This is a genomic window from Nesterenkonia sp. E16_10, from assembly GCF_017347085.1.
Lineage (GTDB): Bacteria > Actinomycetota > Actinomycetes > Actinomycetales > Micrococcaceae > Nesterenkonia.
The window spans coordinates 1-21,120 of sequence record NZ_JADPSA010000007.1 but is presented as its reverse complement, the minus strand read 5'-3'; the positions used below and the strand labels follow the sequence as shown (position 1 = coordinate 21,120).

Annotated in this window: 16 protein-coding genes; 8 read left to right on the top strand and 8 right to left on the bottom strand. The window is 65.6% G+C overall.

Annotated elements, in window-relative coordinates; genetic code table 11:
* Positions 1–12 precede the first annotated feature (12 nt).
* The 8 genes from gyrA to I2487_RS03140 form a co-directional block, all read right to left on the bottom strand.
* Positions 13–2,697 carry a DNA gyrase subunit A gene (gene gyrA / locus I2487_RS03175; protein ID WP_207170245.1) on the bottom strand — a complete coding sequence of 895 codons (2,685 nt, stop codon included), beginning with the start codon at positions 2,695–2,697 and terminating at the stop codon, positions 13–15.
* Positions 2,698–2,767: 70 nt separating this feature from the next.
* Positions 2,768–4,846: a DNA topoisomerase (ATP-hydrolyzing) subunit B gene (gyrB, locus tag I2487_RS03170; RefSeq protein ID WP_207170244.1), complete on the bottom strand. Its 2,079-nt coding sequence runs from the start codon at positions 4,844–4,846 to the stop codon at positions 2,768–2,770.
* 264 nt (positions 4,847–5,110) lie between these two features.
* Positions 5,111–5,674: a DciA family protein gene (locus I2487_RS03165; protein ID WP_207170243.1), complete on the bottom strand. Its 564-nt coding sequence runs from the start codon at positions 5,672–5,674 to the stop codon at positions 5,111–5,113.
* Positions 5,661–6,953 (bottom strand): DNA replication/repair protein RecF, encoded by a 1,293-nt coding sequence (recF, locus tag I2487_RS03160; RefSeq protein WP_207170242.1) that lies wholly within the window; start codon positions 6,951–6,953, stop codon positions 5,661–5,663. The genes I2487_RS03165 and recF overlap by 14 nt, the downstream gene beginning before the upstream one ends.
* Positions 6,954–6,974: 21 nt before the next feature.
* Positions 6,975–8,102, bottom strand: a complete 1,128-nt coding sequence (gene dnaN, locus I2487_RS03155) for a DNA polymerase III subunit beta (RefSeq protein WP_207170241.1) — start codon at positions 8,100–8,102, stop codon at positions 6,975–6,977.
* 728 nt (positions 8,103–8,830) lie between these two features.
* The gene (dnaA, locus tag I2487_RS03150; RefSeq protein ID WP_518523695.1) at positions 8,831–10,408 is read right to left on the bottom strand and encodes a chromosomal replication initiator protein DnaA; all 1,578 of its coding nucleotides are present in this window, start codon (positions 10,406–10,408) and stop codon (positions 8,831–8,833) included.
* A 200-nt stretch (positions 10,409–10,608) separates the two neighbouring features.
* Complete coding sequence (locus I2487_RS03145; RefSeq protein ID WP_207170239.1) at positions 10,609–12,267, bottom strand: ABC transporter permease; 1,659 nt, start codon at positions 12,265–12,267, stop codon at positions 10,609–10,611.
* A complete protein-coding gene (locus I2487_RS03140) occupies positions 12,264–13,271 on the bottom strand; it encodes an ABC transporter ATP-binding protein (RefSeq protein WP_207170238.1) in 1,008 nt (335 codons plus the stop codon). Before I2487_RS03140 ends, I2487_RS03145 begins: the two co-directional genes overlap by 4 nt.
* Before the next feature lie 252 nt (positions 13,272–13,523).
* Here I2487_RS03140 and rpmH point away from each other — a divergent pair, with 252 nt between their 5' ends.
* From rpmH to I2487_RS03100, 8 genes are all read left to right on the top strand, one after another.
* Positions 13,524–13,661, top strand: a complete 138-nt coding sequence (rpmH, locus tag I2487_RS03135; RefSeq protein WP_083504652.1) for a 50S ribosomal protein L34 — start codon at positions 13,524–13,526, stop codon at positions 13,659–13,661.
* A gap of 183 nt (positions 13,662–13,844) precedes the next feature.
* A complete protein-coding gene (gene rnpA, locus I2487_RS03130) occupies positions 13,845–14,240 on the top strand; it encodes a ribonuclease P protein component (protein ID WP_207170237.1) in 396 nt (131 codons plus the stop codon).
* Positions 14,237–14,719 carry a membrane protein insertion efficiency factor YidD gene (gene yidD / locus I2487_RS15690; protein WP_345941317.1) on the top strand — a complete coding sequence of 161 codons (483 nt, stop codon included), beginning with the start codon at positions 14,237–14,239 and terminating at the stop codon, positions 14,717–14,719. The genes rnpA and yidD overlap by 4 nt, the downstream gene beginning before the upstream one ends.
* A 68-nt stretch (positions 14,720–14,787) precedes the next feature.
* On the top strand, positions 14,788–15,750 hold the full coding sequence (gene yidC / locus I2487_RS03120; protein WP_207170236.1) for a membrane protein insertase YidC: 963 nt from the start codon (positions 14,788–14,790) through the stop codon (positions 15,748–15,750).
* An 8-nt stretch (positions 15,751–15,758) separates the two neighbouring features.
* Entirely contained in the window at positions 15,759–16,412 is a 654-nt protein-coding gene (locus I2487_RS03115; RefSeq protein ID WP_207170235.1) for a Jag family protein, read from the top strand.
* An 87-nt stretch (positions 16,413–16,499) separates the two neighbouring features.
* Positions 16,500–17,249: a 16S rRNA (guanine(527)-N(7))-methyltransferase RsmG gene (rsmG, locus tag I2487_RS03110; protein ID WP_207170234.1), complete on the top strand. Its 750-nt coding sequence runs from the start codon at positions 16,500–16,502 to the stop codon at positions 17,247–17,249.
* 147 nt (positions 17,250–17,396) lie between these two features.
* Complete coding sequence (locus I2487_RS03105) at positions 17,397–18,392, top strand: ParA family protein (RefSeq protein WP_255545907.1); 996 nt, start codon at positions 17,397–17,399, stop codon at positions 18,390–18,392.
* Between the two features lie 1,669 nt (positions 18,393–20,061).
* Positions 20,062–21,060 carry a ParB/RepB/Spo0J family partition protein gene (locus I2487_RS03100; protein ID WP_518523694.1) on the top strand — a complete coding sequence of 333 codons (999 nt, stop codon included), beginning with the start codon at positions 20,062–20,064 and terminating at the stop codon, positions 21,058–21,060.
* The last annotated feature ends 60 nt before the right edge of the window (positions 21,061–21,120 follow it).

Genomic DNA, 21,120 nt, shown 5'->3' with positions numbered 1-21,120 from the left:
TGAAGTCCTCCATCAGGCATCATCTCGGTCCGATTCATCCCGGTCCGCTTCATCAAGGACCAACGCTACTGCATCCTCGGTCTCGGGGCGCTCAGCTTCGTCGGCGACGGTCGCCGGTGTCCCGTCTTCGGCCGCGACGTCCTCGCCGGTGGCAGCGTCCTCGCCGGTGGCGGCCAGGGCCACCCCGGAGTTCCGCGCCACCTTGAGGATGCGATCCTTCTTGCGCGGCTTCGCGAAGATCACACCCATCGTGTCGCGGCCCTTGGAGGGCACGCCCGAGACGGGAGACCGGACCACATTGCCGGATTCCATGACGACCAGGACCTCGTCGTCGTCCTCGACCACCATGGCTCCGACCAGATCTCCGCGATCCTCGACCAGCTTGCCCACCTTGATGCCCAGACCGCCGCGGCCCTGCACCCGGTACTCGCCGACCTCGGAGCGCTTGGCGTAGCCGGCCTCGGTGACCACGAACACGTAGGAGTTCTCCGTGACCACGTCTGCGGCCAGCAGCTCATCCTCCTCGCGGAACTTCATGCCGGTGACCCCTGAGGTCGCTCGACCCATGGGTCGCAGCGCCTCATCGGTGGCGGTGAAGCGCAGGGACTGGCCCTTGCGAGAGACCAGCATCAGATCATCGGTGGCGGAGATCAGCTTGGAGGAGACCAGCTCGTCGTCCTCCCGCAGATTGATCGCGATCACCCCGGCCTGACGAGGGGTGTCGTAGTCGGTGAGCACCGTCTTCTTCACCAGGCCGCGCTTGGTGGCCAGCACCAGGTAGGGAGCATCTTCATAGGTGCGCAGCGGCAGCACGCCCGCGATGTATTCATCGGGCTGGAAGGCCACGATGTTCGCCACGTGCTGACCCTTGGAATCCCGACCCGACTCGATCAGGTCGTAGCACTTGGTGCGGTAGACCCGGCCGAGGTTGGTGAAGAACAGGATCCAGTGGTGGGTGGTGGTGACGAAGAAGTGTTCGACGATGTCATCGGTGCGCAGCTGCGCCCCGCGGACTCCTCGACCACCGCGGTGCTGGGCGCGGTAGCTGTCGATCTTGGTCCGCTTCACGTAGCCGTCGCGGGTGATCGAGACCACCACGTCTTCCTGGGGGATCAGATCCTCCATGGACATGTCACCGTCGTAGCCGAGCTGGATGTGGGTCCGGCGGTCGTCGCCGTGCTTGTCCACGATGGTGTCCAGCTCGGAGCTGATGATCCGACGCTGCCGATCCTCGGAGCCCAGGATGTCGAGGAAGTCCTCGATCATCTTCATCAGCTCGTCGTACTCATCCTGCAGACGCTGACGCTCCAGGGCGGCGAGCTTGCGCAGCTGCATGTCCAGGATGGCCTGGGCCTGATCGTCGTCGATCTCCAGCAGCGACTTCAGGTTCTGCCGCGCCTCATCGACGGTGGAGGAGGCCCGGATCGTGGAGATCACTCGGTCCAGGTCGTCCAGGGCCTTGAGCAGGCCGATCTTGATGTGGGCCTCGCGCTGGGCCTTGTCGAGCCGGAACTGGGTGCGCCGGACGATCACGTCGATCTGGTGGGTGACCCAGTGGTGCACGAAGGCGTCCAGGCTCAGCGTGCGCGGCACCCCGTCGACCAGGGCCAGCATGTTTGCGGAGAAGTTCTCCTGCAGCTGGGTGTGCTTATAGAGGTTGTTCAGCACCACCTTGGCCACGGCGTCGCGCTTGAGCACGACGACGAGGCGCTGACCGGTGCGTCCGGAGGATTCATCGCGCAGGTCTGCGATCCCGGAGACCTTGCCGTCCTTGACCAGCAGCGCGATCTTCCGCGCCAGATTGTCGGGGTTGGCGTGATACGGCAGCTCGGTGACCACCAGGCAGGTGCGTCCCTGCAGCTCCTCGACGCTGACCACCGCGCGCATCGTGATCGATCCGCGGCCGGTGCGGTAGGCGTCCTCGATCCCGCGGGTGCCCAGGATCTGCGCGCCGGTGGGGAAGTCGGGACCCTTGATCCGCTTCAGCAGCGCCTCGAGCAGCTCTTCACGGCTGGCCTGCGGGTTCTGCAGGTACCACTTCACGCCCTCGGCGACCTCGCGCAGGTTGTGCGGCGGGATGTTGGTGGCCATGCCCACCGCGATGCCGGAGGAGCCGTTGACCAGCAGGTTCGGGAACCGGGAGGGCAGCACGACGGGTTCCTGCTGCTTGCCGTCGTAGTTGTCCTGGAAGTCGACGGTGTTCTCGTTGATGTCCCGGACCATCTCCATGGCCAGCTGGGCCATCTTGGTCTCGGTGTAACGCGGGGCCGCGGGGCCGTCGTCGCCGGGGTTGCCGAAGTTTCCCTGGCCGGTGGCCAGCGGGTAGCGCATCACCCAGTCCTGGATCAGCCGGGACAGGGCGTCATAGATCGCCGAGTCGCCGTGCGGGTGATAGTTGCCCATCACATCCCCGACCACGCGGGCGCACTTGTTGAACGAGCGGTCCGGGCGGTAGCCGCCGTCGTACATCGCGTAGAGCACCCGACGGTGCACCGGCTTGAGCCCGTCGCGCACATCGGGCAGCGCGCGGCCCACGATCACGGCCATCGCATAGTCCAGGTAGGACCGCTTCATCTCGGTCTGCAGGTCGATCTGGCGGATCCGGTCGGTGGTCACGATGTCGTCGACGACGACGCCCTCCACGGCCTCGGCGGGTCCGCCCTGCGGGTCCTGGGGTTCTTCGGTGTTGTCACTCACGTGTGGTGTTCTCCCTTAGGCAAAGATCGGCGTCGTCTCGCGGCTGCGCCCCTGACGGGCTGGCAGCGGCTCAGATGTCGAGGAAGCGGACGTCCTTGGCGTTCTGCTGGATGAACCCGCGGCGGGACTCGACGTCTTCACCCATAAGGATGGAGAACACCTCGTCAGCGGCAGCGGCATCCTCCATGGAGACCTGGAGCAGCGTGCGATGGTCTGGATCCATGGTGGTCTCCCACAGCTCCGAGTAGTCCATCTCACCGAGACCCTTATAGCGCTGGATCCCGAGCTCCTTGGGCAGCTTGCGTCCCTTGGCGCGGCCTTCGGAGAGCGCCACGTCCCGCTCGGCGTCGGTGTAGACGTAGTCCTGCGGGCCGGTCTGCCACTTGATCTTGTACAGCGGCGGCTGGGCCAGGAACACGTTGCCGTGCTCGATCAGCGGGCGCATATAGCGGAAGAGCAGGGTCAGCATCAGCGTGGTGATGTGCTGACCGTCCACATCGGCATCGGCCATGAGCACGATCTTGTGGTAGCGCAGCTTCGCCTGGTCGAAGTCCTCACCGATGCCGGTGCCGAAGGCGGTGATCATCGACTGGACCTCCTGGTTGCCCAGTGCGCGGTCCAGCCGGGCGCGCTCCACGTTGAGGATCTTTCCGCGCAGCGGCAGGATCGCCTGGGTGCGCGGGTCACGGCCCCGCTTGGCCGAACCACCGGCGGAGTCGCCCTCGACCAGGTAGATCTCCGATTCGGAGGGGTCCTTGGAGGAGCAGTCGGCGAGCTTGCCGGGCATGCCCATGGTCTCCAGCGGGGACTTCCGGCGGGCGTTCTCGCGAGCCTTGCGCGCCGCCACCCGGGCGTGCGCGGCGGACTGGGCCTTGCGCACAATGTCTCGGGCCGGGCCGGGGTTGCGCTCCAGCCAGTCCCCGAGGTACTCGTTGACCACCTTCTGCACGAAGCCGCGTGCCTCGGTGTTGCCCAGCTTGGTCTTGGTCTGACCCTCGAACTGCGGCTCGCGCAGCTTGATCGAGATGACCGCGGTGAGTCCTTCGCGGATGTCCTCGCCGGTGAGGTTGTCATCCTTCTCGCGCAGGATCTGCTTGTCCCGGGAATACCGGTTGATCAGCGTGGTCATCGCCGCGCGGAAGCCCTCTTCGTGGGTGCCGCCCTCGTGGGTGTTGATCGTGTTGGCGTAGGTGTGCACCGACTCCGAGTAGGACAGCGTCCACTGCATCGCGAGCTCAGCGGCCATGCCGCGCTCGGTGTCCTCGGCCTCGAAGGCGATGACATCGTCGTGGACCACCTCGGCCCGCTTGGTGGCGTTGAGGTGATTGACGTAGTCGAGCAGTCCGGCGTCGTACTGGTAGACGACGACGCGGCCCTTGGGGGTCTCGATGATGCCGTCGCTGCCGCCGCCCGCCTCGGTGGGCGCCAGCTCGGCCTCGGCCTCCTCGTGGTGCTCCTCCAGGACCTCGTCGTGGACCACCTCGTTGCCGGGGATCTTGCGCTCGTCGCGCAGGGTGATGCGCAGCCCCTTGTTCAGGAAGGCCATCTGCTGGAACCTGGCGCGCAGCGTCTCGAAGTCGAACTCGATGCTCTCGAAGATCTCCGGGTCCGGATAGAAGACCATCGTGGTGCCGGTCGCGTCGGTCTCCCCGCCCTGAGACAGCGGCTGGGTGGTCTCGCCGCCGTTGCCGAAGCCGATGCTCCATTCGTGGCCCTGCCGACGCACGGTGGTGCGGACCTTCCGGGAGAGCGCGTTGACCACAGAGATCCCGACGCCGTGCAGGCCGCCGGAGACCGCGTAGCCGCTGCCGCCGAACTTGCCGCCCGCGTGGAGAACGGTCATCACGACCTCGACCGTGGGCTTGCCCTCGGTGGGGTGCATGTCCACCGGGATGCCGCGACCGTCGTCTTCGACCCGGACGCCGCCGTCGTCCTGCATCGTGATCTGGATGTGCGAGCAGTAGCCGGCCAGCGCCTCATCGACCGAGTTGTCGACCACTTCGTAGACCAGGTGGTGCAGACCGCGCTCACCGGTGGAACCGATGTACATCCCGGGACGCTTGCGGACTGCTTCCAGGCCCTCCAGGACGGTGATGTCTGAGGCGCCGTAGTTGCCCTGATGCTGCTTGTTCTCGTTAGCCGAGGTCACGGGCTATGCCGTCTCCTTGAGTTGCCGGGAAGGTCGAGGATGCTGACCTTGTCATGACACAGACCAGCCCGAGTGGTGGATACGCTCGGGCCGTCGTCCCAGTCTACCGCGCCAGGGGCGCAAAATCTCATTCTTTGGGCGCCATGGGCGCACAGACTCTGCGATCAGCGGCCGAGGAACACCCCTGGGACCAACTCGGGGATGCCCGCGTGAGGTTGGGTTCCACCGTGAGGGCCCGAGCGCGGCATATCGCAGCCTGGCGTTTCAGCCGTAGGTATCCCGGGGGCCTCGGCCGCGCACCGAATACCGGCCCTTCTTCCAGCTGGGGGCCGCCGGGCCCCGGATGGAGAGTCCGGTGACGATCCCTGGACCGAGCTGGGTGTTGAACACGTCCATGAGCTGCGGTTGCATGAGCTTGAGGTTCGTGGCCCAGGCGGTGGAGTCGCAGAGGACCTCCACCACTCCGTTCTCGAACTTCTCGGGTCTGCAGTGCTGGGCGATCGCGGAGCCGACCAGCTGTTCCCAGCGCGCGATCACCGAGCCCACGGCCACCGGGGAGCTCCAGCCACGGGTCTTGATCAGCCCGCCGACCACGCCGCCCAGCAGATTCGGGTCCCGCCGGTCGGCCCCGGGCTTCGAACCGCCGCTGCTCCTGGCCTGGGCCGGGTCGTCCTTGGACGCGCTGCGCGGGTCACCGGCCAGCGAGGAGCCGCGCGGGAGTCCACGCATGCGATGCTCCCCACGGCCGCGCGCGGCGGCGCGCATCCGGGCCAGCAGGATCTTGGCCGCATCCTCATGGTCCTGGATCTGGTCGTCAATCGCGTTCATGGGGGGTCACCTGGCTGATCTGGTCCACCGACTCCACACGCAGGGCGTGACGCATGAGGCTGGCCGGGACGTCGTCGTCCACCGCCGCGGTCACGATGAGCTGCTCCGCCTCCGCGGCGAGCTCGGCAAGCCGACGACGCCGGCGCGCATCGAGCTCGGCGAACACGTCATCGAGGATCAGCACCGGCTGGGCACCCTCGCTGGGATCGTCGTCGAGCATCACGCGATAGGCGGCCAGCCGCAGGGCCAGGGCGAAGGACCAGGTCTCGCCGTGGGAGGCGAAGCCCTTCACCGGCACCTCATCCAGGGTGAAGGCGATGTCGTCGCGGTGCGGACCGACCAGGGTGATCGCTCGCTGCCCCTCTTCGCGCCGCGCCGAGGCGAGCCCCTGGAGCATCAGCTCGGCGAGCTCCTGGCGAGAGGCGGACTCCAACGCCGAGGCATCCACCGAGGCATTCACCGCTGCATGCACCGGCTCCGGCTCGCTCGAGCTCTCGCTCTCATTCTCGGAGTTTTGAGCCTCGAGGTTCTGAGTCTCGATATTCCGTGCCGGGATGCTCTGGCCCGGTCCCGCTTCGACCTCGAGAGAGCTGAGGTACCTCAGTCGCGCGGTGCGGATGCTGCCCGAGAGCTGCTCATAGGCGGTGGCCGCGTGGGGTCGAAGCGCGGTGAGCATCTCGAGTCGGGCCTTGAGCAGATGTGATCCCGCCTCGGCCAGCTGGTGGTCCCACACCGCCAGCGTGGACTCGTGGGTGGCGGTGAACGACTCATGGCGCAGCGATTTGAGCAGGGCGTTGCGCTGTTTGAGCACCTTTTCGTAGTCCAGGCGGACCCGGCCCAGCGCCGGACGCAGCTGCACGGCGAGATCATCCAGCAGCCGGCGACGCACCGTGGGGGAGCCCTTGATCAGGTCCAGATCCTCTGGGGCGAAGAGCACCGTGCGCAGGATTCCCAGCACGTCGGTGGCGCGCACCGGGTTGCCGCGGTTGATCCTGGCCCGGTTGCTGCGTCCCGGATTGATCTCCACCTCAAGCCGGGCCTGCCGCGATCCTCGGTGCGCCTCGGCGCGGATGAAGGCCTGCTTCTGACCATGTCGGACCAGCGGCCCATCCTGGCTCACCCGGTGCGAGCTCAACGTCGAGAGGTAACCGATGGCTTCGGCGATGTTGGTCTTGCCCACCCCGTTAAAGCCCAGCAGCACATTGGGGCCAGGCTGCAGCTCCAGCTCCGCCTGGGCGTAGCTGCGAAAATCCGTGAGCGTGAGCTGTGAGAGCCGCATGGTCTCCTAGGCTGCCAGCCGCTACGGGTTGATCAGGCGCACCGGCATCAGCAGATACCGGAAGTCGATCGCCTTCTCACCCTCGGCCTCGGCCTGTCCAGTGATCATGGCCGGCTTGGGCGCCGAGACGAAGGAGAACCGCAGGAAGTCGGTGTCGATGACGGTGAGTCCCTCGTTGAGGTAGGCCGGGTTGAATCCGACGGTGATCGCTTCACCGGTCAGAGTCGCGGGGATGACCTCCGAGGCGGAGGCCGCGTCGTCGACCCCGGCGTCCAGGATGACCTCGTCGTCCTGGGTGAACTGCAGCCGGACGTGACCATTGCGCTCCGAGACCAGGGAGACGCGACGAGCTGCCTCGATGAACTCCGCGGTGTTCACCACCGCGTGGATCGGGGTCTCTTCTGGGAAGAGCTGACGGATCTTCGGGTAATCCCCGTCCACCAGCACAGAGGTGGTCCGGCGTCCTCCGGAGGAGAAGCCCACCAGCTCGGCCGTCTCGGAGAGCGCGATCTGCAGCGAACCGGCTCCTGCCAGGGACTTTGCCACGTCGTTGAGCGTCTTGGCCTTGATCAGCACCGAGGTGGAGATGTTCGGATCGGCGGGAGACCAGTGGATCTCACGCATCGCCAGACGATAGCGGTCCGTCGCGAGGAAGGTGATGGTGTCTCCCTCGATCTCAACCTTGACGCCGGTCAGGATCGGCAGCGTGTCGTCCTTCGAAGCGGCGGTGATCACCTGCGAGACCGCCCGGGCGAAGGCGGCGCCGTCCACGGTGCCGGCGAGCTCTGGCATGCCGGGAAGTTCCGGGTACTCGTCCACCGGCATGGTCGAGAGCGTGAACTTCGAGGAGCGGCAGGTCAGTTGGACGCGAGAGTCTTGAAGGTGGACCGTGACCGGAGCATTGGGCAGGGACTTCACGATGTCGTTGAGCAGCCGCCCCGAGACCAGGATCGTGCCCTCCTGCTTGACCTCAGCCTCGATGTGCAGCTGCGCCGAGATCTCGTGATCAAAGCTCGAGATGGTCACGGTCTGATCTGCCGCAGTGATGTGAAGCCCAGCCAGAACAGGAGCCGGGGGTCGGGGAGACAGCGACCGGGCAGCCCATGAGACTGCTTCGGAAAGAACGTCCCGCTCAACAGTGAACTCCACTGATCCCTGCCCTTCTTGTGGTTCTCGGACAGCTCCGCGATGAATGTCAAGCATCTGGTGGCTGTGTCGAGTGTCGAGCTTACCTGCAAGACCGAGTCAGAAGCCAGCAAAGAGCTCGGCGACCACCATATGAGCCGCGGCATCGGTCATAAGCCACAAGATCTGGGATCAGAGCAGCGTCTGAGGCGTCAGAGCGAAGAGACCCTGAGCAGTCTCCAGCGGTGGAGCTCTGCTCCTGTTCCGGTGCCTGATCTCCTGGTCTCGTTCCCCGGTGGTTCCGCTGAGGTGATTGTTCTTTGTCATATAGGGGTTAAGGGTCAGAAGTGTTAACAGGTGCTGTGGAATCTGTGGATAACCAGCTGGATCCCGGGGCCTGCCCAATATTTCCTGTGTACTGCGTGGTGGACCGCTTCCGCTTGGTCTGTGCACCGCCGGGGGAGTTTTTTCAGCGGCCAATCTGCCCGCTCCCCAGCACAGGGGTGGTTATCCACAGAAATCACGGGTTCTGCACCGCCGCATGCACCGACTTATCCACAGCTGTTAACAAGAATCGGGAAAACTCCACCGCCGCTTGTGGATATGTGGGAAAACCTGTGGAGATCGCGGCTGTCAACTGCGCTGAATCCCAACCAGGACAGGAAATGACAACGGTGTGAGTTGTGGAGCAGGAGTCTCTCCACAGGTGTCAGCCATGGGCTTGACTTAACTCCGGCCGATCTGCCGTGAGGTCAACGCTGTTGTTTGATCTTATTCGTCAGCTCCGTGACCTGGTTGAACACGGCCCGCCGCTCCGCCATCAGCTCTCGGATCTTTCGCTCGGCATACATCACCGTGGTGTGGTCGCGTCCACCCAAGGCCTGCCCGATCTTCGGAAGCGACATCTCCGTGAGTTCGCGCAACAGATACATGGCGATCTGGCGTGCGGTCACCAAGGTGCGGTTGCGCGACTTCGAGGTCAGCTCCTCGACCGTGAAGTTGTAGTAGTCCGCTGTGGCGTTGATGATCTGCTCTGAGGTGATCTCCTGGGCATGGTCATCGGAGATCAGGTCCCGCATCACCTGTTCCGCCAGCGAGAGGTCCACCGCCTGCTTGTTCAGCGCGGCGTAGGCGGTGACTCGGATCAGCGCGCCTTCGAGCTCGCGGATGTTCGTGGAGATCTTGGAACCGATGTACTCCAAGACGTCGTCGGGGCAGGAGAAGTTCTCCGCGGTGGCCTTCTTGCGCAGGATCGCGATGCGTGTCTCCAGCTCAGGCGGCTGGATGTCGGTGATCAGGCCCCATTCGAACCGCGACCGGAGCCGCTCTTCGAATCCGGAGAGCTGCTTCGGCGGCAGATCCGAGGTGATGACGACCTGTTTGTTGTTGTTGTAGAGGGTGTTGAAGGTGTGGAAGAACTCCTCCACCGTGCGTTCCTTGTCCGCGAGGAACTGGATGTCATCAAGCAGCAGGATGTCGACATTGCGATACAGATGCTTGAAGCTGGCGCCTTCGTCATCACGGATGGAGTTGATGAAGTCGTTCGTGAACTCCTCCGAGTTCACATAGCGCACTCGGATGCCGGAATAGAGCCGCTGCGCGTAATGCCCGATGGCGTGGAGCAGATGAGTCTTGCCCAGACCGGAGTCGCCATAGATGAACAGCGGGTTGTACGCCTTCGCAGGAGCCTCCGCCACGGCGTTCGCGGCGGCATGGGCGAACCTGTTCGAGGAACCGATGACGAAGGTGTCGAAGGTGTAGCGCGGATTCAGCCGGGAGGTCTCATAGGACTCACCACCGCCGCTGGCGGTGAAGGACTCCGAAGGAGCCGGACGGCTGGGAGGGCGGCGCTCGACCAGGCGTGGATCCCGCTGCGCCGGTTCGGGCCGTTCGTACTGTGAATAATCGGTGGGCGCGAAGCTGGGCTGCCCGAACTCGTCACGCTCGCGACCCGAACCGATGCCGCGGCGTTCAGGGGCCCGCTCGTCGCGGGCATACGGATTGGTCTCGGCCGCCGGGCCGCGGCGCGGCGGCTCGACCACGGTTTCGCTGGGGTAGAGGTCATCCACCGCCGTGGAGGAGGCCGATGCGGCTGAGGGTGCCGAGGTGGCAGGGTGTTCGCTGGTGTTCTCCCGCTGCCGCTGGGACATTCCGAGGTCGACCACATAGGCGCAGAGCACCTCCCTGCCGAACACCGCGCGCAGCGCTTCGCTGAGCTGCACGGCCAGGGTCGCCTGCATCAGTTCACGGACCCGCTCATGAGGCACCGCCACGGTCAGCAGCAGCGTCTCGCCGAGGAGCTGCTCCCCCTGGGGCACGGCGCGTCCCACATCGGTCAGGTTCAGCGCTCCGATGCCATGGTTCTCCCGGAGCTCTGCGAGCACCTGCTGCCACTGGCGCGGCACATCGATCTCTGACTCAGCAGGCACGCTGCTCCCCTCGTGTATTTCGGCGAAATTCTGCCCATAGTATTCCACAGCTTCTGTGGACAGCCCTGTGGAACAACCCAGTTCTTCCGCGTCATGGCAGGTCAGCCGCTGTTGATGGCGCGGCGTCGCCATCCTGTGAATCCCAGGAGGATCCCGGCAGTGCCGATGCCGCTGAGCCAGAGCACCGGGCTCCACCGGACGGACTCCACCGGGTATTGCGCCAGGTGCCCGAACACATTGAGCTCGGAGAAGATCTCGGGCAGATCCAGCAGCGGACCGAAGTTCGTCATCACGGCCGCATAGCCGAGCAGCAGCCACCCCAGCAGTCCGGCGAACCGCGGCACCCAGCCGTAGGCGGCGAGCGTGAGTCCCACCAGGGCCAGGACAGCAGGTCCCTGATGCAGACTGGCCCACAGGATGTCGCTGAAGTACGCGCCGGTATCACCATGGAGCACGGTCACCGCGGCTGCGGCGGTGGCCAGCCCGGTGAGTGCGAGCATGATCCCGAGCCCACCGAGGAGCACGGTGAGGTGCGCACCGAGCCAGCGCGTGCGGCTCAGCGGGGCGCTGAGGAGCAGCTCGGCCCGCCCATGCTTCTCCTCGCCGCGCAGCTGTTGGATGCCGCCGACTCCCGCTGCCGCGACGAAGAGCGCCAGAAACATCGCCATATAGGCCAGATATCCCAGCAGCACCGTCTCTCCGGCGAAGAAGCTGCGGAACTCTTCGGGGAGGCTCGCGGCGGTATCGACCATCGATTGCGCGTAGCTGCCGAAGAGCGCCCCGCAGAGGATGACGGCAGCGCCCCAGCCCCGCAGGCCTCCGCGCAGGGTGTGCGTCGCCACGCCGAGCGGGGTGCTCAGCCGGGGGCGTGCCTGCGCCCGCCCCAGCCGAGAGGGCAGCAGTCCGGCCCCGAGGTCACGCCGGGTGCTCAGTCCGAAGGCCCCGAGCACCGCCGCCGCGGCCAGTGCCAGGCAGAGCAGCAGCGGCCACCAGCGGTCCTCGACATAGGGCGCGGTCTGCTGGGACCAGCCGAGCGGTGAGAACCAGGAGAGCGCAGTGCCCCGCACGGCGGCCATGTCCCCGACCATCCGGATCAGGTAGGCCAGTCCCAGCAGCGCACCGGTCAGCCCAGAGGCCGCGCGGGAGGTCTCGGTCAGCTGGGCTGCGAGGGCCGCCACGGCGGCGAAGAGCAGTCCGACGGCGGCCCCGGAGGCTGCCACCAGCATCGATCCCTCGAGTGCGAACCCGCCCGAGAGCGCACCTAGCAGCACCAGTGTCGCGGCCGACGCATTGGCCAGCAGCACCAGAAGCAGCGCAGCGGTGAGCGTGGCGTGCCGCCCCAGCACGTCGGCGCGCAGAAGTTCTGCCCTGCCGGAGGCCTCCTCGGCACGCGTATGCCGGACCACGGTGAAGATGCTCATCAGGGCGGTGAGGATGTAGATGAACAGCACATACCCCGCCGCGTAGAAGCGCTCGAAGGTGGGCGACTCCATGCCGTAGGCCGGGCCTGTCATCAGTCGGCCCACCGGGTCTGCGAAGAGCCCCGCCATCTGGGCCAGCTCCGCCTCGTCGGTGACCAGCGCCTGCACGGCGTTGGCCACATAGAAGCTCATCAGCCCGATGCCCACGACCCAGAGGCTCAGCCGCACCCGGTCCTGGCGCAGCATGAATCGCAGCAGGACTCCGGTGCCGACCAGGCTGGTGCGTGCTGCGCCGGTGGTTGCGCTCCTGTCGAGGGACCGGTTCTGCATGGTCGTCATGGTGCTGAGCGGTCGGGGGCTGGCGTGCGCGAGGCTGGAGCGTCAGTCGCGCCTTCGGCGGCCGGGCTGGTGCCGGCGGATTCCGGAATCACGCCGTAGTGCCTGATCAGCAGTTGTTCGAGGGTCGGAGGGTGGGCCACCAGGGACTGAACTCCCAGCGCTGCCAGGTGCGCAGTGACCGTGGCCAGCCGATCGCTGTCGACCTCCAGAACCGTCCGGCTGGCACCAGCGGTGTGCCTGACGCGCAGATCATGGACCCCGTCGAGCTGCTGGAGCTCGGCGGCGGGTCGTGTGGTCTCGACCTCGATCGTGGTGCGAGTCATGTGGCGCATCGCGGAGAGGGTCCCGGATTCCACGGTGCGGCCTTCGCGAATGATCGAGACCCGGTCGGCAAGTGCCTCGACCTGCGCGAGGATGTGGCTGGAGAGCAGCACAGAGCGGCCCTGCAGCCGAGTCTCGGCGATGACCTGCTGGAAGACCACCTCCATGAGCGGGTCCAGGCCCGAGGTGGGCTCATCGAGCAGCAGCAGGTCGACGTCGGCGGCCAGCGCCGCGATCAGCGCCACCTTCTGCCGATTGCCCTTGGAGTAGGTGCGGGTCTTCTTGCGAGGATTCAGCGCGAAGCGTTCGATCAGCTCATCGCGTCGCTGAGTCACATGCCTGGACCCTGCGGCGCGACTGCGCAGCCGCAGGAACACATCAATGACCTCCCCGCCCGTGAGGTTGGGCCAGAGCTCCACCTCCCCAGGGACGTAGGCCAGGCGCCGATGCAGCGTCACGGCGTCTCGCCACGGGTCACCGCCGAAGACCCTGACCGTGCCGGAGTCTCGACGGAGCACACCCAGCAGCACCCGCAGCGTCGTAGACTTTCCGGAGCCGTTGGGTCCCAGGAAGCCATGCACCTCGGCCTCGTTGACTTGCAGGGAAAGCTTGTCCAGGGCACGGACATCGCCGAAGGACTTCGTGAGGTCCGCCACCTGGATCACGGGATCATGATCAGCCATGTCCAGTCCCTTCTCGACCCCGACCAGCGCCGGGAGATCCACGATAGAGCAGCCCGGACCCCGGTCCAATGGGTCACCGCCCGGTCTCTCCACAGTGCTGTGCACAACTGTTGATAGTCGGATCCGCCCCAACTTGACGGCGCAGGGAATGAACCCCTAGTGTTGGCAGGTCGCCCCAGAGTACTGCCGTGCCTGCACGCAGATCCTTTCCGGGGCCCGAATGACTTCAAACCATCCAAGTGGGAGTACACAGTGAGCAAGCGGACTTTCCAGCCGAGCAACCGCCGTCGCAGCCGTAAGCACGGCTTCCGTTCCCGTATGCGCACCCGTGCCGGCCGATCCATCATCTCGACCCGCCGCGCCAAGGGCCGCAAGGAACTCTCGGCCTGATCCAGAGCAATTCACGCTGACCACCTGGTCAGCGGGTCCCGGCGCAGTGCGCCAGGACCGACACCGCGGCCCGTCCCATCATCAGGGAGCGGGCCGTTTGTGCATCCCCTGCCCCAATCGTGGGCGCAGGTCCGAGACCCGGCACCGCACCCCGGCGGTCGCCTCGAAGGGAGTTCACACGCTGTGCTTCCCAAGGAACACCGCCTGACCTCCTCGCGCGATCACCGCGCCACCATGCGACATGGTTCGCGCGCCGGAGGTGAGGGGCTGATGGTCTCGGTGCTGCTGCGCGCCGAGGGTCCCGGTGCAGGTGGACCATCCTGGCGGTGCGGGCTCGTCGTGTCCAAGGCCGTGGGCAATGCTGTGGTCCGGCATCGCGTTCAGCGGCGACTGCGCCATATCGTGATGGATCTGATGCGTCATGAGGCGCTCGAGACCGATCCCGGGCACACACTGGACCTGGTGATCCGCGCCTTCCCCGAGATCACGAGCATGGACCACGCACAGCTGCGCGAGGAGGTGCTCCGGGCGGCTGCGCGCGCGCACCGGAAGTCCCTCCGCCGGGCGGTCCGCACGTGAACCAGCCTCCAGGGCCGGATGTGCCGCCGCAGCCCGGGCCGGAGCCGGGCCACGGACCGGAGAACGCGATCTGGGTCCGGCACCGAGACTTCTATGTCGAGCAGGGGATGGACCCCGGGGTCCCCACCGAAGAGGTCACCGAGGCCGAGCTTCGGCGCGGCCACTGGGGATGGATCCGCTCGATGCCCTCGATCCTGCTCTCCTGGCTCCTGCGGGGATACCGCAAAGTCATCTCCCCCCTGTACGGTCAGGTATGCAGCTTCTATCCGAGCTGCTCTGCCTACGGGCTGGAAGCGGTGACCGCTCACGGGGTCATCCGCGGCATCCCACTGACGCTGTGGCGAATCCTTCGCTGCAATCCCTTCACCGGTGGTGGAGTCGACCCGGTGCCACCGACGGCGAGGATTTGGCCGCAGGGTGGAGTACCGACGATCATAGAGACAAACCACCCACCGATACCCCGCGGCGATGATGACTGACGCCATCAACTCCCCCGAGCCGGCAGGCTGCTTCCGCATGACGCCTGGCCACGACATCTGAGAGATTCATGGGCTTTTTCGACACAATCATGTGGCCCTTCACCTGGGCCGTCTCCTTCATCCTGAGTACCTTCCACGGCGTCCTGACTGCCGTGGGGCTGGACTTCAACTCCGGGTGGAACTGGGTGATCTCCATCGTTCTGCTGGTGCTCGTCATCCGCATCATCCTGATCCCGCTGTTCGTCAAGCAGATCAAGTCCCAGCGCGGCATGCAGATCATCCAGCCCGAGGTGCAGAAGCTGCAGGCCAAGTACAAGGGCAAGAAGGACCCGGTCTCGCGGCAGCAGATGGCGCAGGAGCAGCAGGCGCTGTTCAAGAAGCACAACGTCAACCCGTTCATGACGTGTCTCCCGCTGCTGGCGCAGATGCCGATCTTCTTCGCGCTGTTCTGGATGCTCAACCGGATGCGCGAGCCGCAGAACCAGGCCGAGGGCTACGGGGCGCTGAGCGCCGCCGAGGTGCAGAGCTTCGACAGCTCGGAGATCTTCGGTGTGGGGATGTCCGACATCTTCCTGCCCGCCTTCAGCGAGGATCCCACCCGGTGGGACGTGGTCATCCTGACCTCGATCATGATCGTGGCCATGGTCGCCACCCAGTTCTTCACGCAGAAGCAGCTGATGAGCAAGAACATGTCCGAAGCGGCCCTGACGGGTCAGTTCGCGCAGACCCAGAAGATGATGCTCTACGTGCTGCCCCTGGTCTTCGTGGTCGGCGGCGTGAACTTCCCTGTCGGCGTGCTCGTGTACTGGACCGCGACGAACTTCTGGACCATGGGCCAGCAGTGGTGGGTCATCCGCAACAACCCGACTCCCGGGTCGCTGGCGGAGAAGGAACTCAACCTGCGTCGTGCCGCGCGCGGGCTGGCGCCGTTCAATGAGGCGCCCAAGCCCGTCGCCGAGGAGCCCAAGCCGACCGGAAAGCACCTGGGGCAGACTTCCCAGCCCGCGAAGAAGAAGAAGAAGAGGAAGTAGCAGCAGCTATGAGCGAGAACGAGACCCAGCGCAGCGAGACGGACACCCCCGACCAGCCAGCGCAGACGCAGCGCGACGCGCCGTCTGAACAGCCGCTCAGCGCCGCACCCTCCGGTGTCCCTGCCCGAGAGGCTCAGGAGAGCACTGAGGCCGGGAGCAGCGATGCTGAGGCCGGTCAGCGTGATCAGCCCGCCGCTGAGGGTGCCACGGATGAGGGTGACATCGCCGCTGACTATCTCGAAGAGCTGCTGGACATCGTCGACCTCGACGGCGACATCGACATCGAGGTCCGCGGGGGCCGCACCTACGTCTCGATCGTGACCGAAGAGGGCGGTGAAGAGCTGGATGATCTCGTCGGGGACGGCGGCGACGTCCTTGACGCGCTGCAGGAGCTGACCCGGCTCGCCGTGCTCACCGCGACCGGGGAGCGGACCCGGCTGATCCTGGACATCGCGGGCCACCGCGACCAGCGGCAGGATGAGCTCAAGGATCAGGCCGAGAAGGCGATCGCCAAGGTCAAGGATCGTGGCGAAGACGAGCACCTGGAACCTATGAGCGCCTATGAGCGCAAGATCGTCCACGACTTCGTCGCCGAATCCGGGCTCCTCAGCGAGTCCGAGGGTGAGGGCAAGCGTCGTCACGTGGTCATCTCACCGGCCTGAGCGCAGCCAGGCGCCCGCGGAGTCGAATACACCGAGGCCGGGGCTCAGCGCAGCTGAGGATCCGGTCCTGCAGCCAAGGAGCAAGACATGAGTGAGCCCCAGGACGACCGCGAAGCAGCCACCCTCGAGGCGGTCAGTGATGCCCAACTCGGTGAGCCGGAGCTGCCCGGGCAGGGGCCCTCGCTGGAGGCGCCTGAGCTGAGCGAGCAGGAGCAGCGGGCTGCCGAGGTGCTCTTCGGTGACCGGCTGGACCTGGCCAAGCAATATGTCGCGCATCTGTGCTCCACCGGTATCGAGCATGGACTGCTCGGTCCCCGTGAGGTGCCCATAATGTGGTCCCGCCATGTGCTCAACTGCGCCGTGCTCGGCCCCGAGCTGAGCGCGGGCACCACGGTGGCCGACGTCGGCTCAGGTGCCGGTCTTCCGGGACTTGCCCTGGCCATCGCGCGTCCCGATGTGGAGTTCATCCTGATCGAGCCGATGGAGCGCCGCGTCGAGTGGCTCAGCACCGTGGTCCAGGACCTGCAGCTGGACAATGTCCAGCTCATCCGGGCTCGCGCTGAGGAAGTCACCGACGAGGTCATGGCCGATGTGGTGACCGCTCGCGCAGTGACAGGTCTCAAGAAGCTTTTGCCACTGACTGTTCCGCTGTTGGACGAGGACGGGGAGCTGATGCTCATCAAGGGGCGCAGCGCACGTGGTGAGATCGCCGCGGCCGGCAAGTCCTTCAGCAAGCACAAGCTGGCCAACCCCACGGTCGAGCTTCTCGGCGAAGGCCTTCTGGAGGAGCCCAGCACCGTCGTGCGGTGCCGGCGACGCTCCGCGGGGCCGCGGTAGCAGTGCAGATCTCCCGACTCCGCAGCGGGCCGGCAATCGTCTTTGAATGTATGTCCATCGGGTATCCGGGTCACCCCCGTGGCCTAGACTCTTAGCTGTGCCCAACCCCACGTGTGGGGTGGTCGGCCCGACATCAGTGGTCCAGTCATGACAAAGGAAAGGTGGCTCGTGGAGGAGAAGCGCGTTTCACGTGAAACCAGTGGCGCCGCCAGGGCCGCAGAGGCGGCGGCGAGCACGGCGGAAGGTTCTTCGATCCTGGAGTCCCTGGCCGCGTCCTCTCCCCTGGCCGCCGAGCTCGCAGATGAGAATCGTCGCCGTAAGAAGCTCACGACCACCGAACTGAACCGACCCAGCCAGACTCGGGCGATCACCGTGTCGAACCAGAAGGGTGGCGTAGGCAAGACCACCAGCACCGTGAACCTCTCGGCCGCACTGGCCGATCAGGGCTTCAACGTTCTCGTGATCGATATCGACCCGCAGGGAAATGCCTCCACCGCGCTGGGTGTGGACCACTCGGCAGACGCAGACTCGGTCTACGACGTGCTGATCGAGGACTTCGCGCTGGCCGATGTGGTCGCAGACTGCCCGGATGTGCCCCGGCTTCAGGTGGTGCCGGCCACGATCCATCTCGCCGGAGCCGAGATCGAACTGGTCTCGCTGGTCGCCCGAGAGCAGCGGCTGGCCCGGGCGCTGGCTGAGTACTATCGGTACCGCGAGGAGAACGGCCTCGAACGGCTGGACTTCGTCTTCATCGACTGCCCGCCCAGCCTCGGCCTGCTCACCGTCAACGCCTTCGTCGCAGCCCAAGAGGTCCTGATCCCGATCCAGTGCGAGTACTACGCGCTGGAAGGCCTGAGTCAGCTGCTCAACAACATCGGCATGATCCAGAAGCATCTGAATCCACCGCTGAAGGTCTCGACGATCCTGCTGACCATGTACGACGGACGGACCAACCTTGCCTCCCAGGTGGCCGGAGAAGTGCGCGAACACTTCCCCGAGTCGGTGCTGCAATCGGTCATTCCGCGCAGCGTGCGCATCTCTGAGGCTCCGTCCTATCAGCAGACCGTGATCACCTATGACCGGTCCTCGACCGGCGCCCTGGCTTACCTGGAAGCCGCCGCTGAGCTTGTCCAGCGCTCCTGACCTGGGGCGATAGTGTTTCCTGAGGTCTTTAGGCGACTGCACCCAGGGTGCCCCGGCCTCTGAAGCACGGAGGCGGTCCTCGGTTCCACGTGAAACCCCGCTCCCCTGTTGGGCCCTGCAGCGCCGCGACGTGGTGTCCGCGTGCTCCCGGACCAGGGCGACCTTCCTGGCAAGATAGGCGAGTCGAGGATATGCGGATCGTTTCACGTGAAACCGGCCCTTCGAACACCACCATCGACTGGCTCCCCCCGGGCGGGCTGTGTTTCACGTGAAACCAGTGTCAGCTACTTCTGGGCCTCGTGGGCTCGGCGCACTTGGTCGCAGCACGGGTCTGGAACAACCGGAGTCCTTTGAATGCAGGCAGAACGGCTGCTGGTTCCAGGAACTGAGCCTTGCGCGGTGTACCCCGCAGTCCGGGAGTTTCGCGTGAAACCTACGTGCCAATGAAATGGCCAACCGGGCGCGCCACATCGGATCTGGTGGCATGTGAAGTCAGCGGCAACCGCGGGCGGCTTGGGTGAGCATCGGATTCCTATTCCCGGTTCGGCGCGAGATCAGTTCTGCGGGACTGAGGATGACGGTGCCCGGGTTTGAGCGCTGATTTCCGTCATCTGCGTGTTTCACGTGAAACGGTCTTCGAGATGCGATGAAGCGCCGGGCGCATCTCTTGGTACCAGGTTCCACGTGGAACCAGCACCTGGTGCACGTGGGCGCTCTCTCCGTAGATCCGGGCGCCCCGTGAGCACCGCACCGTGCACTGTCCTGCAGAAGAAGCTGGCGCGGCCAAGGTCTCGCAAAAGTTTCCAGCCAGGCGAGCTTCAAGGCCGTCTGAGGGTTTCACGTGAAGCAAGAGCCGCTGAACCCGAGACTCAGACGGCCAAGGACGCGCATGGTCACGCGGCGGAGTAGGCGGATTCCGCGGTTTCACGTGAAACACGCCGAAGCAGATCAGGCCAGCGGCATATACGGCCGCAGATTGGCGCGACCGCACCCCCAGGTTCCGCGGAGTCGCTCTGAGCAGGGGCTTTACCGCGACTTTCGATGTGGAGCGGGAGACCGGTGTCGGTGACACACGCGTTCCACGTGAAACCATCCTGATTGGACGCCCGCTTCCAGGCGTGTGGCCGATTGGCTCCGTAGAATAGATCGAGTTGCCGTTCCCACCGTGCGGTTCCAGTTCTATCCCCTAGGAGGCTGCCGAATGGCAGAAAGAAAGCGGCGTGGTCTCGGTCGAGGCCTGGGCGCATTGATTAACAGCGATGCCCAGGACGCCGATGCGGCCGAGGCTCTCCGTGCGGCGGAGACCGCTGAGTCGGCTCTGGCCGCTCGGGTTGAGGATGACACCCCCGAGGCGGCGGAGGACGTGCCGGCGACGGCGCCCGCCCCTGCCGCCCAGGAAGAGGTACCAGAACCCACCGCGCCCCGCGGAACGGCGGCTCGGGCGACCGACCGGCACGCTGAGGCCCCAGCGTCTCAGGGAACCGTGTCCGAGTCGAACCACGTGGTTCCACGTGAAACACGCGAAACACGGTCAAGTGCTCCTCGTCCCATCGATGTGTTCTTCTCCGCGAAGGCTGACCTTGACCGGCAGGTCATTGCTCGGGAATCGGCCACTATCTCGAGGCCGAACACCAGTTCACGCCGCACAGGCAGCGGACAGCGGGCTCCCATGCCGGACGTGTTGTCTCGGGGAGCGGCCAAATCGACGACCTCCAAGCGCTTTCCTGCCGAGGAGGACCTGCCTGACGCACCTGTGGTGCCCGCAGTGGAGGAGGAGATAACTGCGGCGGCCTCCGAGCCTGCCGGGTCCGTGCCGGAGAGCGCGTGGACCAGCTCGGTTTCACGTGAAACTCCCGGAACGGTGGATGGCGCCGAGTTCCGTTCCATTCCGGTGGCCTCGATCGTGCCGAACCCGCGCCAACCGCGCCAGGAGTTCGACGAAGAGCACATGGACGAGCTCGTTCACTCGATCCGTGAGATCGGTGTTCTGCAGCCCATCGTGGTGCGCCCCGCGGGTCCGGGCCAGTTCGAGCTGGTGATGGGTGAGCGGCGTTGGCGAGCGTCCAAGGCCGCGGAGCGGGAGACGGTCCCGGCGATCGTGCGGATGACCGCGGATGATGATCTGCTTCGGGATGCACTTTTGGAGAATATCCACAGGTCACAGCTGAATCCTTTGGAGGAAGCAGCTGCATATCGCCAGCTTCTGGACGATTTCAACTGCACACAGGATGAGCTTTCCGAGCGTATCGGTCGGTCTCGGCCTCAGATCAGCAACACGCTGCGTCTGATGAAGCTGCCCCCTGCGGTGCAGCGCCGGGTGGCCGCCGGAGTCCTCTCGGCGGGGCATGCCCGCGCTCTGCTGGGGCTGAAGTCTCTGGAGCAGATGGATCAGCTCGCCGGGCGCATCGTGGCCGAGGGTCTTTCGGTGCGGGCGACGGAGGAGGCCGTGACGCTTGCGCAACGAGATCAGGGCACCGGGGATCTCGGCCGTGAACGGGCGAAGAGCCCCCGGGTGCGACAGCTTGAGGAGTTCTCCGATGCCTTGACCGATCGGTTGGATACCCAGGTCAAGATCACTCTCGGAGCCAAGAAGGGTCGGATCGCCATCGATTTCGGGTCCATCGACGATCTGCACCGTCTGATGGAGATGATCGGATCACGGTCGTGATCCTGCTCTCTGGTGGAGCCAGACGTTTCACGTGAAACAGGCGGGGCCCGGAACGCAGAT